13 protein-coding genes are annotated in these 15965 nt (G+C 33.8%); 8 read left to right on the forward strand and 5 right to left on the reverse strand.

What is annotated here, in order from left to right; genetic code table 11:
* The first annotated feature begins 71 nt into the window (after window positions 1-71).
* From ACSVDA_RS23540 to ACSVDA_RS23550, 3 genes are all read left to right on the forward strand, one after another.
* Window positions 72-788, forward strand: a complete 717-nt coding sequence (locus tag ACSVDA_RS23540; protein WP_485886673.1) for a GyrI-like domain-containing protein — start codon at window positions 72-74, stop codon at window positions 786-788.
* 96 nt (window positions 789-884) lie between these two features.
* Entirely contained in the window at window positions 885-2369 is a 1485-nt protein-coding gene (locus ACSVDA_RS23545; protein WP_485886674.1) for an amidase, read from the forward strand.
* Window positions 2370-2686: 317 nt separating this feature from the next.
* The gene (locus ACSVDA_RS23550) at window positions 2687-4654 is read left to right on the forward strand and encodes a GTP-binding protein (protein ID WP_485886675.1); all 1968 of its coding nucleotides are present in this window, start codon (window positions 2687-2689) and stop codon (window positions 4652-4654) included.
* A 700-nt stretch (window positions 4655-5354) separates the two neighbouring features.
* Here ACSVDA_RS23550 and ACSVDA_RS23555 read toward each other — a convergent pair.
* A complete protein-coding gene (locus tag ACSVDA_RS23555; protein WP_485886676.1) occupies window positions 5355-6359 on the reverse strand; it encodes a YncE family protein in 1005 nt (334 codons plus the stop codon).
* Between the two features lie 618 nt (window positions 6360-6977).
* Here ACSVDA_RS23555 and ACSVDA_RS23560 point away from each other — a divergent pair.
* Window positions 6978-7448, forward strand: a complete 471-nt coding sequence (locus ACSVDA_RS23560; protein ID WP_485886678.1) for a hypothetical protein — start codon at window positions 6978-6980, stop codon at window positions 7446-7448.
* Between the two features lie 606 nt (window positions 7449-8054).
* Here ACSVDA_RS23560 and ACSVDA_RS23565 read toward each other — a convergent pair.
* From ACSVDA_RS23565 to ACSVDA_RS23575, 3 genes are all read right to left on the reverse strand, one after another.
* Window positions 8055-8573, reverse strand: a complete 519-nt coding sequence (locus ACSVDA_RS23565; RefSeq protein ID WP_485886680.1) for a hypothetical protein — start codon at window positions 8571-8573, stop codon at window positions 8055-8057.
* A gap of 131 nt (window positions 8574-8704) precedes the next feature.
* Window positions 8705-9091 carry a YncE family protein gene (locus ACSVDA_RS23570; protein WP_485886682.1) on the reverse strand — a complete coding sequence of 129 codons (387 nt, stop codon included), beginning with the start codon at window positions 9089-9091 and terminating at the stop codon, window positions 8705-8707.
* Window positions 9092-9825: 734 nt separating this feature from the next.
* Window positions 9826-9963, reverse strand: coding sequence for a hypothetical protein (locus ACSVDA_RS23575; RefSeq protein WP_485886684.1), 138 nt, complete (start codon window positions 9961-9963; stop codon window positions 9826-9828).
* 599 nt (window positions 9964-10562) lie between these two features.
* Here ACSVDA_RS23575 and ACSVDA_RS23580 point away from each other — a divergent pair.
* A complete protein-coding gene (locus tag ACSVDA_RS23580) occupies window positions 10563-10925 on the forward strand; it encodes a nuclear transport factor 2-like protein (RefSeq protein ID WP_485886686.1) in 363 nt (120 codons plus the stop codon).
* 217 nt (window positions 10926-11142) lie between these two features.
* Here ACSVDA_RS23580 and ACSVDA_RS23585 read toward each other — a convergent pair whose 3' ends face one another.
* Window positions 11143-12180 (reverse strand): cytochrome D1 domain-containing protein, encoded by a 1038-nt coding sequence (locus ACSVDA_RS23585; protein ID WP_485886688.1) that lies wholly within the window; start codon window positions 12178-12180, stop codon window positions 11143-11145.
* Window positions 12181-13404: 1224 nt separating this feature from the next.
* Between ACSVDA_RS23585 and ACSVDA_RS23590 the strand changes: the two genes are divergently transcribed.
* From ACSVDA_RS23590 to ACSVDA_RS23600, 3 genes are all read left to right on the forward strand, one after another.
* Window positions 13405-13698, forward strand: coding sequence for a hypothetical protein (locus ACSVDA_RS23590; RefSeq protein ID WP_485886690.1), 294 nt, complete (start codon window positions 13405-13407; stop codon window positions 13696-13698).
* A gap of 492 nt (window positions 13699-14190) precedes the next feature.
* Window positions 14191-14712 carry a YfiT family bacillithiol transferase gene (locus ACSVDA_RS23595; protein WP_485886692.1) on the forward strand — a complete coding sequence of 174 codons (522 nt, stop codon included), beginning with the start codon at window positions 14191-14193 and terminating at the stop codon, window positions 14710-14712.
* Between the two features lie 631 nt (window positions 14713-15343).
* Window positions 15344-15733 (forward strand): hypothetical protein, encoded by a 390-nt coding sequence (locus tag ACSVDA_RS23600; protein ID WP_485886694.1) that lies wholly within the window; start codon window positions 15344-15346, stop codon window positions 15731-15733.
* The last annotated feature ends 232 nt before the right edge of the window (window positions 15734-15965 follow it).

Below are 15965 nucleotides of genomic sequence, written 5' to 3' on the forward strand. Positions count from 1 at the left end.
ATAATTACGATAGGTACCAAAAACGATTAAATGGCCTTAGCCCTATGGAATATAGAGCTAAAGCCGCTTAAGTGACTTTTTATTATTTCCGCTGTCTACTAGACAGGGAGCAGTTCAAAGCGGCTACCCTTTTAGTGAACGATTCTATGAGTATTTTACAAATTGCTTTAGAGCTCGGGTATGAATCACATGAAGTTTTCACTAGGGCTTTCAATAAAAGGTATAAAATGAGTCCATATCAGTTTAGACAAACTAGAGTAACATCAGAATTTATGTACAAAAATCCAATTGATGTACAATATCTTACAAATAAAAATAATAATTTATTAGGAGACATTGAGGAAGTTTCGTTGGAAGAAATTCGACTCGCAGGCTATATGGCATCAAATACATCACATGAAGAAATATATGCAAGCTGGTCTAAACTACGTAGGGATATCGATAAATATGAAAAAAGAGATACGTATGTTTATGGCGTTTTGCATTATCCTGAGTCATTTGGATTGGAAATTGATTTTAAATATATAGCTGCTGTTGAGGAAGCTGAAATTGTACAACTTCCTAATCAAGAATTAAAGGAAGTTATATTGCCTAAAAGTAATTATCTCATTTTTACTCACCAAGGATCGACAAAAGAGTTACCACTATCGTTTGAATACATTTATGGGGTATGGTTACCAAAGTCTAAATATCTTGCTAATGGCTTATTTGATTTTGAGAGGTATCGTTCTTTTGAGGAAGATACAAAACAAACAATACAAATATGTATTCCAATTACAAGTAAGTAACGTGTCTTATACCTTATGCTTAAGGTCACTTTAGCATTAATCATCAAGTTTTTGTTTCTTTTTACCTTTATCTTTAATATGAAGGGAGAGAGGAACATGACACGAGATGATTTTTTATTTTTTTCAGCAAATAACATTGCTAAATTAATTGCAAATGGGGAGTTGACTTCTGAGCAGGTGGCTCGTGCGATCATTCAAAGAATTCAACAATTTGATGTGAGTGTAAATGCAGTTGTGAATGTAGATGTTGATCAGCTGATAAATGATGCAAAAAAAGCAGATCAACTTATGAAAGCAGGTACTAAGCTTGGTCCTTTACATGGGGTTCCGGTAACATTAAAAGAATCGTATGCAGTCAAAGGAATGAAAACAACAAGTGGCTTTATGCCACTCAAAGATTATGAGACAAATTTTGATGCTACTGTTGTACGCCGGTTAAAAGAAGCTGGAGCCATTATTATAGGTAAAACAAATGTCCCACCTTTACTAATGGATTTACAAACAGATAACGACATTTACGGAAGGACCAATAACCCTTGGGACTTGAAACGTACCCCTGGGGGAAGTAGTGGCGGTGGAGCTGCCGCAGTAGCAGCTAGTTTTAGCTTTTTAGATATTGGAAGTGATATAGGAGGGTCGTTAAGAGTGCCTGCACATTATTGTGGAGTGTATAGCTTAAAACCGACAGAGCACTCAGTGTCATCCTTTGGCCACTTACCTATGGAGAATGCAACACAACCAAACTATCGTTCATCAAGGCACTTAGCTTGTTACGGACCGATAGCTAGGTCTATTGATGACTTAATTTTATCTTATGGTATCATTGCTGGGGCAGACAGTAATGACATGAAGGTACCCAGCTTAGTTACTGAAAATCAGATTGAAGTAACACTAGCAAACGTTAAAGTAGCCTGGATGGATGAACTACCAGATGTTCCTGTCAGTAAGCAAGTGAAAACTTCCATCTATCAATATGTGAAAAAGCTAGAATCCGTAGGCATACAAACTGTTAAAATAGAGCAGTTTCCAGTGAGTACTAGTAAAGTTTGGGAAACGTGGGGCAAAATCATTGATGCGGAATTGAACTCAAATCAACCTGCATTATTAAGGAAACTTGAACACTTAATTACTAAAAATATTCAACGGAAATACCCGACATCTAGTAAGTTGATGCCACTAACCTTTAAAAACTATATGAGAACGTTAACTCAAAGGGAAGATCTCATTTCATCATTTGATATGTTTCTTGACCCTTATGATATGTTTATTTTACCTGTTAGTGTTACACCAGCATTCCAGCATATCACAAAAGAGAAAATGATAAGGTATCAACCAATATATAAAACACCTGTGTATGTTGATGAAAAGCCGATGGATTATTGGCAAGCAACAACTGCATATACGAATTTATTTAATGTTCTAACAAATCCAGTAGTGACGATTCCTCTTCAGCTAAGTGATGAAAACCTACCGATAGGTGCACAGTGTGTGGGGAAAAGATGGGATGATTATCAATTATTACACATCATAAAACAGCTTGTGATGGAATTAAATATAAATATTCCCAGAGTTTCATTTTAGCACAAGGGATACACAGGTTAGGTTAATAGGAAGTTTAGATGAGAAAAAATACCGATATGAAGTTGTTTCACAATGACATTGTCTACTATCTGCTGATACAATATGAAATGAATATATATTAGTCAATGGCTCTTTTGGTAAAATTTGTTACTCTTGTTTCTATATTATAGTATTTGATGCAAGTTTCATCGTTTTAATGAAGAAAAGAGGCCACGAGTTCTATTAAAATATACGCTTTATACATTAATTTTCTTTTAAGAACAACGATACATGTGATAATAGTGAAGTAATAAGATGATGAAATAGGTGATCTAGAATTGTTAACCTCTCAGAAAAGAAGAAACATCGGTATTTTTGCACATATTGATGCCGGGAAAACAACTACAACAGAACAGATGTTATATCAAAGTGGTCAAATCCGCTCCTTAGGTAATGTTGATACAGGCACGACCCAAACTGACTGGCTAGAAGTTGAAAAAGCAAGAGGTATATCAGTTACTGCTGCAGCAACTGAATTGACTTGGAAAGATACGGTTATAAATATTGTTGATACTCCAGGTCACGTTGATTTTTTGTCAGAGGTTGAACGTAGCCTACGAGTCATGGATGGAGCAATACTTATCATCTGCGCAGTAGAAGGTGTTCAACCTCAAACAGAAGTTGTTTGGCATGCACTTCGTAAGCTTAACATTCCAACATTAATGTATGTTAACAAACTTGATAGAATTGGAGCAAATCCTAGTCGAGTTATGGCTGAAATTCAACGTAACTTAACTAATTCTTGCGTGCCTATACAATTTGTGCAAGGGTATGAACACACTTTTACAGGTGTCACCTCTTTGTTAATGAACGATGAACATGATTTCTATGAGCAGCTTGTTGAAGCTGTATCAGAACATGATGATTCGATCTTACATAAATTTTTAGAAGGAGAAGAAATAACAAACGATCTTTTAAAAGAGAAAATCAATTTGTTAGCTGCAAGCTGTGATTTATTTCCTGTTTTGTTTGGTGCATCAAATAAAGGTATTGGGATAAAAGAACTTATGGATGCCATGGTCGATTACCTGCCTCAGCCAAAAGGATCAAAGAATGCCCCTTTAGCTGGGGTGGTATTTAAAATAGAAAGAGATAAGAAATTGGGTAGGCTAGCGTACGTTAGGCTCTATGAAGGAAGCATACAAAATCGGAATACGATCACAAATGTTACTCAAAATATTGAGGAGAAAGTGACTCAAATTCGTAAAGTCAAAGGTAACAAAAGTGAAGATTTACGAGAGCTTCAAGCAGGTGATATAGCTGCGCTGACTGGATTGAATCATGTGATGATAGGTGATATATTAGGCGGTACAAAAGGGATTCCAGAACACCCTCATATGGCGGTACCTCTTCTGACTGTAAAAGTTGAATGGGAAAGAGCAGAGGATTATCCTGCTGTCGTAAAGGCGTTTCAGGAGCTTGTTGATGAGGATCCTTTATTAGATCTACAGTGGCAACAAGAGGATAGAGAGCTTCATATTAAAGTGATGGGGAAAATTCAGCTCGAGATTCTTAAATCTATTATGGAAAACCGATATCAGCTGAAAGTTGGATTTGGACAACCTGCTGTTATTTATCAGGAGACACCGAGAAAATCAGGTGAAGGACTTATCCGCTATACGATGCCTAAACCATGCTGGGCTGTATTACGTTTTAAAATAGAGCCGGGCGAAAGAGGAAGTGGGGTTACCTACCATTCTGTTGTGCGTAAAGAAGAATTATTAGAACGCTATCAAAATGAGGTGGCTAGAAGAATTCCAGAAGCTTTGGAACAAGGGTTATGTGGTTGGAATGTAGTGGATCTAAAAATTACCTTAATTGAAGGAGAACATCACGTTGTCCATACACACCCTCTTGATTTTGCTGTTGCGACACCTATGGGTATCATGCAAGGGTTAAATAATACAGATACGAAGTTACTAGAACCTATGTTGAACTTTAGAATATCTGTGCCTGAACAATTTGGAGGGAAGGTTCTTCATGATCTATCATTAATGCGGGCAACATTTGATTCACCAAAACAATTTGAAGATCGAATGATCATAGAGGGAATAATACCTTTGGCGACTTCTATGGAATATGCTGTTCAATTAGCGTCTTATACAAAAGGCCAAGGTACAATTACGACTAATTTTCATAGTTATCAAGAATGTCCCGAAGGAGTGTTGGCTACAAGAACACGAAAAGGAGTAAACCCATTAGATCAGTCCAAGTTTATTTTAAGTGTAAGGAAGGCATTGTCGTAGCACGAAAAAGTAAGTTTCCTATAATTTGTTTTACTTAAAGAATTTTATCGTAAGGATCTTCTTTTTGATGATTTTTATAGTATTAAGAGAAGAAAAAAATGTCCCAATCTCTATTGTATACTTATTAATTTCTTAGAAAGAAACAACCTTCTTATAAATAATAGTTACAACATATCAATTAGACTTTGTTACTTACTTTTATTTGCAAGGTGTATTTCAAGCGCCCACCTCTTAGTGGGTGTTTTTCATTTAGATGGAGAAAAAACTTTATTAACAAAGTCAAAGAGTAGTATCGAATGTGATGAACAACGCATTGATAAGGAGATGTTAATAAATGAGCGCTTGAATAAATGACAGAAAGAGTTAGTTCACATACTTTCCTTAACATAACAACTGTCATAAATAAAAATGAGCTCAATTATAAGCATTTTGGTTAAGAATAATAATATCTTTTAAATTTAAAAAATATAGTTGTTTCAATATAATAAAGCTTCTTAGAATTAATAGTAGCCTTATTCTGCACAAGAGCTAGGTCGTTGAACAACAAGTGTTTTTTATTAATCATTTTGTAGATTTAAAATTGCAGGATTGTTCCTAAACCTAGACATGCTTAATTAACATAATAAAATACTTCAAATCCCCTCTCCGATACAGGAGGGGGATTTTTAAAATTCTATAAGACTCAAGGACATTGTGTTCATTATTCAGTTACATAAGCGATTTTTCCGTCAGGAGTAAAAGCGACAATACATGGAAAAATCCCAACTTGTATTGTGGCGATCACACTGTGTGTTTTCACATCTATGACTGAAACTGTGGCGTCACCAGTATTCGTCACATAAGCAAGTTTCCCGCCTGGCGTGAAAGCGACATCGTTTGGAACTCCTTCAACTTGCACAGTAGTAATCACAGAATGAGTTTTTATATCTATAACCGATACAGTAGCATCCCCAGTATTTGTTAAATAAGCGAGTTTCCCATCTGGTGTGAAGGTGACTGATTTTGGTTGGTTCTCAACCTGCACAGTAGCAATTACAGAATGAGTTTTTACATCTATAACCGATATATTGGCATTACCTTCATTCGCCACATAAGCTAGTTCCATGTTCGGAGTGAAAGCAACATCCGTTGCACCATTCCCAACCTGCACAGTAGTAATCACAGAATGAGTTTTTACATCTATAACTGATATAGTGGCATCATCAAAATTCGACACATAAGCGAGTTTCCCGTCTTGAGAGAAAGCGATATTTTGTGGATTTCCCTCTACATGGACAGTAACTATAACAGAATGAGTTTTTACATCTATAACCGATACAGTGGGAATAGCAGTATTCGTTACATAAGCGAGTTTCTCATCTTGCGTGAAATTGACATCGTTTGGAACTCCTCCAACCTGCACAGTAGCAATCACAGAATGAGTTTTTACATCTATAACTGAAACATTAGCGATAGCAGTATTCGTCACATAGGCAAGTTTCCCATCTGATGTGAAAGCGACACGATTTGGAAGACCTCCAACTTGCAATGTAGCAATCACAGAATGAGTTTTTACATCTATGACTGAAATATTGCCACTAATATTTATCACATAAGCGAGTTTCCCATCAGGTGAAAACGCAACAGGAAAGGATTCATCTGTATCACCAACAGGCAACGTTGCAATCACGCTATGTGTTTTGACATCAATCACTGTTGTTGTCAATCAAAACCACCTCATTTCATTACTTGTTATAACAAAGATATGGAAAAGTGAACTAGTTAATTCGCTAACTATGAAACTTAGGATTAATGTGATTACAACCTATTTAATACCAACGGATATTTTTATAGAATAAAGAGAATTCAATGATGGTGTAACTTCGATTACACGATTTTATCAAATCCGAAATGAAATATGTATGTTTTCTAAATTCCTATATCAATATATGATATGGTTTAAGAAGGGAAAACAATACGAGTTGTGAACTTTAAGATGAATTACGTAAGATTAAAGAATATATTAATGAGGGAATTATGGAGACACCTTCTGCAAAATGGCTCTGTTAAGTTATTTTGGAGTAATACTAGATCAATTCATATTTAAATCTACTTTAATGTTATCACTCAAATTTCATCTTCAGATTAATTTCACTTGTTTTTATCTTATTAGATAATTAAAGGTTAAGTAAGTTTCATTTCTGAGATTTTTCCATTTATGATCTAAGAAGTTAATCCAAGCATTGCGTATTTCTATGAATATCATATTCTAAGAACCTTTCCAGTGAATCAGTTTATACACATTGGATATATGTAAATTTTGAACGGGAAAGGGGGTGGAAAAATGACAAAAAATCATTGTACAGAATTTCTCTCTACACAAGAGACCAAACCCATAGAATTACCATTAGATGGGACTAGAGTTGAGTTGCTAAGATTAAGAATACCTAAACATTTATATGGAAGACAGACAAAACTTGATGGTTTTTTTCAGTCTAATTTCTTTGTAGTTGGTTTGGATAATACAGCAGAGCAATCAAGTCTATCATACAAATATGAAGTAGCTTATCAAGTTATGGTTGAATCAACTGAAGCAAACTATACACCGGCTTCTCCTTTATTATTGGACACTGTAAGTGGAGTACAACAGCCTGCTGAATTTAATGTAGAACATAACACAAATCCAAATTTTACAGTTTCAGTACCATGTGCAGCAGGAGACCTTGTGCTAATGGCATCTGTAGTTGAGACGCAGGGTGGTGTGGATGGAGCATTTGTAAATAGTAGATCAATGAATGCCTTATTGCTTAATTAACTTTGTGATCAAGCATAGAAGAAAAAGCCATAGATTATTATAACTTAGGGAAAAAAGAAGAGGATTAAAAAATGAATAATCATCAGATTATTGACCATGCACAAGTAAACATGGAATTTCAGCCTCTAGATAAACAGCTACCCTTTTGACCGATTAGGTTCATTTCCTCTCTCTGATCAATTCTATATAGAATTCCTTTAACAATCCAAATTTCAATTGAGCACACAACATAATGAATATATGTGCATTATCAAATTTGATAATTTACTGCTAAACACAAGTTAAGTTCTGTTTACTAATTAACTCAACAACACTGGCGCACTATGAGATGCGCCGTTATTTATGATTTGGGCCATATTGTGGAACAATAAGTTCCTTAGATTAATTATTTACTAGGTTATAAATTGCAGTATATTTAGCGGACTAATTAGGTTGCTCAGACTATATAAAAAATAACCCAAATCCCATTTCCGATAAAGGAGGGAGGATTTATAAAGTTCTATCCTCATATTAAGCAGTCAACTAGGTATATAAGAAACAGCTAAGATTTTGTGGAAGAAGCCGTGAAGCATATGACTTATTTCGTATTGTGGTTACTAACAAAATTTATGTTTGGTGTGTAAATACCGAAGCGTTTAGAGAACGGGTTCTAATCATGCGAGAAAGATCGTCGGGCGCCTGGATTATAAAGGTTTGTGCTGGTCCCTTATCTATAAGAATTCTATAAATATAACAACCTATTTCTGGTTTATCTACCCATGTAAGATTAGTAACTAAAGATCCACTATAGGTACTATCTCCAGCGCCCGAAGCAGGTATTACATTGAGACTCTGTGAGGGAGTCATTGTTGCAAGGGTTGTGAAGTTACCACCGTTTGTTGATCGTTGAAGGATATATTCGTAAGAGAAAGAAGCAAAACCGATATTCTCTCGGTCACGGTTTATAAGACTTGTGAAAATTTCAACAGTGGAATCAAGTTTTACTTCTGTATTCTTAGATTTAATTAATACGGGTAATTGGAGTAAATCAATGGGATTTATGGCTTCTTCGTAGTCAATTTCTTGATTGGATTGAACCTTAAATAACTCAGGGCATTTATCGTCTTTACATTTACAGTTAGTCATAGTTAATCAGTCCCTATACAGAATTAGTTGTTATTAGTAGATGCAGAAAGTATAAAATTGAAACTGATAAATGACCATTGCAACAAACCTTTTTATTTAAGGATACTTGTGAGTAATTAAGGTTAATGAACTTAATTCCCTTCAACTACATAAGCAAGTTTACCATCAGGAGAGAATGCGACAGCTACAGGAGTGTTTACAAAAATAGAGGAAGTTACGGAATGAGTTTTGGTATCAGTGACCGAAATAGTGCTATCACCAGAATTAGTAACATACGCCAATTTTCCCTCATTGTTGAACGAAACATCAATAGGACTCCCGCCGACTATAATAGTAGCTATCACGGAATGAACTTTGGCATCAATGACCGAAACTGTACGATCGTCATTATTAGTTACATAAACGAGTTTACCTTCAGGGGAAAAGGCAACAGACTGTACGAAAGAAAAGTCTGCAGTTCCAACTGGTAAAGTTGCTATCACACTATGGGTTTTTGCATCTATCACAGTAGTAGTCAAACCAAATCCACCCTCTTCAAAGTAATTTTTAATACAAAGGTATGAGGAGTTTATTGGGATAATTCGAAAATATATTTTTAGGGAAAAATTTTTTGAAACACAAGAGTAAATTGAGGTTACACGATAACAAGTAAGTATAATTTGATTATTAAAAAGCCCATAAAAATCAAATTATGGGCTTTTTTATTTCCTTATCTTTTTTAACTAACAACTTTTTTATTTTTATAAATATAAAAACCGAAAGAAAAAATAATGAAACTAAACCAAATATAGGGTTATCAAACATAGGATAATTTGTTATACCTAGATTAAAAATAAATTCTATAATGATAACAATTCCCCATACGCTAAGAAAAAGGGTGGTTACTTTTTCGAGAGAATTAAACTTTTAATAAAGTCCTTCCTTTACCTTCATCACTATATAATTCTTTAAATTTTAAGAAATTCCTTTAAAATATTTAGCTTTAATGAAGGATTGGATTAATAGGTGTGACCACTGAGATCAATGATAATTTTAATGGTAACTGATAAAATTAATGTTTCTACAAACAGTGGAGACGAACTTAATAACCATAGTATTTTAGAGATATCAAACAATGTATTAAAAACAGGTTCGAGAAAATAACTTATGTATGTACTATATGAAACAGACAAGTTTTATAAGACTTAATAGTAAAAACGTTTGATAAAAACACCTATAAAAAATCTGAAGGTGAAAAAACGATACATGTTTTCTATTTATTAATTTTTGATTCGTTGATGGCGTTCTTAACAGCAAATTTAATCACCCAATATAAAATAACCATTCCGACTATAAAAGAAAGGAAATTAAAAAATAACCCCATCAATGGTGTAAATGCATCAAATCTCATTTTAAAACACACTCCTGTTAAAAAAGTTGATGTAAAAAATAAACATATTGTCTATTATAACAAAAGGACACTTGAAAAGGTGTAGATTGAGTATTCAACCACGATAATATTGTATATAAAACTATTATTTGAAAAATTATGAAATTACCATAACATGGACTAAGTATATTGTGAAAGCCAACTGTAACTTGATCCAAACAATAAAAATATACTGCTAAAAAATTCATCATAATTAATCTCCAATGATCCTATTATCTCAAAAGGAGCAAAAATAAATAAAAGGGAAAACGCTAGAATAAAATCAAAAGAAATAGACTTAGCCTTTTGAAGGACATGTGTGTTAAGATTCTTAATTTTTTTGTAATTAGGTTGTATATCATGACTGTACAGTATAGCAGTATGTTATTTTCTAGTATTTATAATAGAATTTTCTAACACAACAATTATTTTATAAATGAAGGTAATTATGATGAATTTATGGAAGTTATAAAACAGCTAAATGAATCAAAAAGGATACCTTTTCTGTGTATTAATTTAATACAACAAATAGTGGTAAGACATCTGTTAGCTAAACTAATTATTAAAGGAGGAATTGAACTATGGCTTCAGCAAGTCATGTTCTCACACAAAAACAAATTGCAGAGTCGTTTTCTAATGGTAATTTTGAGCCTACTTTTCCATTTCTATCAAAAATAATTGAATGGAATATCGTAGGTGACAAAACCTTGGTAGGTAGGGAAGCTGTAATAGAAGAGTGCAAGCAAACTTCAAATTATTTCAAAACGATTACCACTAACTTCACTACATTAAATGTAATTTCCGAAAAAAATTGCGTTGCAGTAAATGGAACAGCTGAATTTATTCGTAATGGTAAACAATTATCTTTTGTTTCCGCCTGTGATGTCTATATTTTTAATGACAAAAATGAACTGCAAAGAATTGATTCTTACTGTATCAAGTGAGAAGGTTGGATTTCTCCTGTAAATACTAAAAAATAATGAAATCCCATCTTCGTTACAGAAGTGGGATTTTTAAAATTCTATACTTAAGATAAGCAGCCAACAGATGCTATAAGAAATAGCTAAGATCTTGTGGATGAAGACGTGAATGATTTAGTTATAAGTCTTATTTTGTTTATTGTTTTAACAAAAATCAAGAGCAATAAACAATAGCATTTAATTAAGTACCCTCAACAACATAAGCCAGTTTTCCATCGGGAGTAAAGGCGACAACACCTGGATCTTCTCCAACCTGAATAGTAGTAATCACACTATGCGTTGTTACATCAATGACCGACACAGTGCCAGGATTATCGTCCCGGTTGATTATATAAGCAAGTTTCCCGTCGGGTGTAAAAGCGATAACACCAGGTTCTTCCCCTACCCTCACTCTAGCAATCACACTATGAGTTTTCACATCAATGACAGACACAGAGCCAGGTTCATCCTCTCGATTGGCCACATAAGCCAGTTTACCGTCGGGCGTAAGGGTGACAGTTCTAGGTTCTTCCCCAACCTGCACAGTAGCAATTATACTATGCGTTTTTATATCAATAACAGAAATAGTATTACCTGGATTATCGCGGTTAGTCACATAAGCTAGTTTTCCATCAGGAGTGAAGGCAATATCTCTAGAGTCTCCCGCTGTTTGTACAGTAGCAATAACACTATGCGTTTTCACATCAATGACGGAAATAAGTCCAGGATCTTCGTTCCGGTTAGTTACATAAACAAGCTTTCCATCAGGTGTTAGGGTGACAGTTCTAGGGTCATCCAAAACCTGAACAGAGGCAATTACACTATGTGTCTTTACATCAATGATAGAAACAGTGTTTTCATCCATGTTAGCCACATAAGCCAGTTTACCATCAGGAGTGAAGGCGACATCTCTAGGGTCTCTTCCAACCTGCACAGTAGCAATTACACTATGTGTTTTCACATCAATGACAGAAACAGAGTTCCCCCGCTCATTGATTACATAAGCCAGTTTTCCATCGGGTGTAAAGTTTACAAGTTCTGGATTGTCTCCAACCTGCACAGTAGCAATTACACTATGTGTTTTCACATCAATGACAGAAACAGTTTCTAAATTATTATTAGCTATATAAGCCAGTTTTCCATCAGGAGTAAAGATAGGTTGGGCAGATACAACATTATCTCCAACATCGATAGTAGTGATCACGTTATGTGTTTTGACATCAATTACCGTTGTCGTCAAAAAACCACCTCTTTCTCATCGAGTATACTTTCTATATAGATATGAAAAAAGTTAGTGTGGGTGATACTTTTTATGAAACAATGGTGATATTATGTTTATAAAACATTATAAGAAACTCGGTGGTGCCAACATACAAGATAGCCATTAAAGTTGCATTGGTTTTTGCATGAATTACCGCTTCAATAAACAAAAATATGGACTCTTTATTTTATTGCAAAAGAGGGATGTAAAATGTCAATTTTACGTAGCAGACACTTTATAGGGTTATTAATAATCCTAGTAATTCTAATATTGGTAATATCTTTTCTAATTATTTCATTCGGTTATTTTAATAGTAAGGAAATAAGTTTACTGACATCAAAGTGCTATGAATTTGGTGGAGAAGTGGCACTAGAGATACACGAATACATAACAAGTAGCTATTCTTTTGAGTGTAAAAAATAAAGTGCTAACAGTTAAACAATCAGGAGAATTAATTGAAATGTATAAATAGAATTATTAAAAAAACACTACAGAAAAAACGTGTAACAGTAGAATCAATAAGGAGAGATGACATAAAGTATCATAGAAAAGATTTTTTAGTGTTAGCGGGATTTTTCTTTTTTTCATTACTTTTGTTAATAGAAAGATCATTAATATTGAAATTGGAGACCTAAATGTCAACCGGCCAGAAATAGATACAATCAAAAAGTGAACATCCAGAAAATTAGTAGCCCTCCCGTATGGTTCACGAAAGGAGGAATGAACCAACCAGGGAGGGAAGAGTGATAATAAAGGGTGTACTTTATGTTATGTAAGTATTTATTTTAAGTTTGTATTAATGTGATAGTTCATTTAAACCATTTTTAAGACTCAATGATTAGTTAGTCGATTAGTCCCAGTTCTTCAGTGTGAAAAATTGGAACTATTTTTATTAACATAATGAGGCATCTACTTTGGGATTAATCGTAGTTTAGCTCCTTTACCTTAAAAGTGAAATATGGTCTTTTTTCGTAAAAATGAACGATCGTTGGCATACCCTTTTACATATTCAAGTCATGAAAGAACTGATTGTTTGATTTTACTACAGAACTATCAGGAGTATATTTTGCTGCTTAATCGTTATGGAACTTTGCTTTTGAATAACCTTCCAAAAAAATATAACAGCTGCATAACTCAAGGTGAGGAGTCCATGTGTAACAAGTTTCTTGAAAAAAAGTAATACGATCATCCGGACAGGAAGTAATGAAGATCTATTTAGCTGCACAAAGTGTTGATCTTACTACCGATAACAATTTTGTAGGGCTAGGCACCTCTGGTAATTTAGATCAAAATAATGTGGTGATACTAGAGGATGCAACCATTACCGATTTGATTTTTAGTACCAGGGATAATAGTATATCAAGTCAACAGTCAGTGATGTGTGAGATCGTTACAAGTAGTCTTTGTGGTGCTTCACCAGAAGGTTCAAATATTGTAGCAACGGTAAATGGTCCAAGTCCCAGGAAATCAAAATTGTTGCGGCACTGCAACGGGTAGTTTCTCTGTTTTCGAATGTGACCTATTAGCTGTAAGGATTACTGCCACCGATAGTAATCAAACACTAGAAAATGGTGTTGCAGCCACCATTCGTTATACAGTCCCAGTAAAAGCACATAAAGTAGGAGTAGTCCATCTATTTCTACTTTATGTGCTTTTGAATTTTTGTATACTATGTATATGTAATTCATCTAGTTTACATAATGGAAGCTATTGGAACCAAAATCTTTCAACAAATCTATTGACCTAAAGAGAATAGGATTTAAGAGAAGGAATTATTAGAAGCTGAATCGAACATTTTAAGTTTTCTGGCCATATTGTTAAAGACTAGAATATTAGCAGGGTTTTAAGTATTTCGATATTTCATAGATAAATAGTAACCTCAATGGACTATATGTTTAGTAGATACCTGCTTTATAGCTAGAAGTAAATAGCCTAAAATCGAAATATCATTTAGAATAAATTTAGGAAGAAAATACTGGGAGGATTTATATGGATCATCTTCGTTTTCCGGATGGGCAATTTGAATCAATGCAAAATATAACTTCAGAACAATGTAATAAAATGATTGCACAAATACCACAAATTACAATAATTCTACGAACTGTTGTACAAAATCTGTCTTCAGAACAACTACTTACACAATATCGCCCAGGTGGTTGGACAATCCAGCAGATTATCCATCATATGACTGACAATGATATGAATGCATTTATTCGTTTTAAAAGAGCATTAACAGAAGATACACCGACTGCAAGTACTTATAGAGAGGATTTGTGGGCAGAGCTTAGTGACTATCAAATACCCATCCATATATCAATAAATCTCTTAGAATCACTTCATTGTCGATTTGTATATTTACTTCACTCACTCCATTTTTCAGCATTTCAAAGAAAATTTATTAGTCTTACTCATGGAGAAATGTGTCTGGGTGTTGCAATACAAAGATTTGTGTGGCACGACCATCATCATATCGCTCAAATTGTTTCACTTAAAGAACAGCAGGGATGGTAATTAAAAGTTATAGTCCAGATAAACAAAAGTGATACTGAGGTGAAAAGATGGAATTTAAAAAGAAATGGGACGAACTATCCGTCTCTGAAAAACAAGGATATATTAGAGTAATAAGGGCAATCTCATACCTTATAATCGCAATTATATTATTGATTGTTGTGGCTCTTATAAAGTAAGCGTTAATGAAATTGTGATGAATAACCAATTTTCTCATTGAATGCACCACTTACTTAGAAAAACATACTATGTATTACACTAACATGATCATATGTGAATAGCCCCTTTCCATTCTTTGAATAGAGAAGGGCTATTCACATGTTTACTTACCTTTTTGAAAAGCATTGTTAATCTATGATGATTCCTTTTATAACAAATAAACTTATTTCCTCGTTTTCTTGTATAAAAACGTTATTGTTAAATTGGGTAGAAGTAAACACAAGTTGTGTTTAATAATTAAATGTTATTCAATACTAATGGAGGGTGTATGTAAAAAGAGAGGTGTCCTTTCTTTTCAAAAAGTGTCGATCCAACTTAATAAGCTGAATTGTTACTGGAATTTGTATTATGTTAGTCTGCGGGCTGAAGAATCTGAGTATTATAGGAAGTATAATATTTGGAGGAGGCGAATTTTATGGACGGGGATATTTTCTACATATTATCCATTATTGTAACTATAATGTTTGCTTTTATTGCTGTTTTTCAGGTGTTACTTGCACTAGGTGTACCGTTAGGCGAATTTGCGATGGGTGGATTTTATAAAGTTTTACCTAAAAAATTACGTATTATAAGTTTCATCAATGCTATCATTCTTTTGTTTATGGGAGTTGTTTTTTTACAGCATACTAACTTTTTAAATATATTTAATTTTTTACCTACAAATATTTTAGTTTGGGTAATAACAGTTTATTTGGGCTTAAATACGATAAAAAATCTAATATCCAAGAGTAAAAAAGAAAGATATGTAATGACACCTTTATCAAGTATTGCATTTATATTATGTTTAATGGTTTCTTTATCATAGGGTAGGAGATTACTATATTTATATTTTGACAGTGTGGAAAAATATAATGACATTCAATTATCGTGCACAAGAATGTAATACTATCTTGGCTACTATTAGACTAATAGCTTGGATTGGCTACACTTAGTTAGACAGAAATTTTAAGGTCAAGTAGAATGAACTTACTATATGATTGATGAGGAGAATCTACATGACAAAAAGATCACGCCGTACTTTTACTCAAGAATTCAAG

The sequence above is a fragment of the Cytobacillus sp. Hm23 genome, assembly GCF_051842895.1.
In the GTDB taxonomy this organism is placed as follows: Bacteria; Bacillota; Bacilli; order Bacillales; family SM2101; genus Nanhaiella.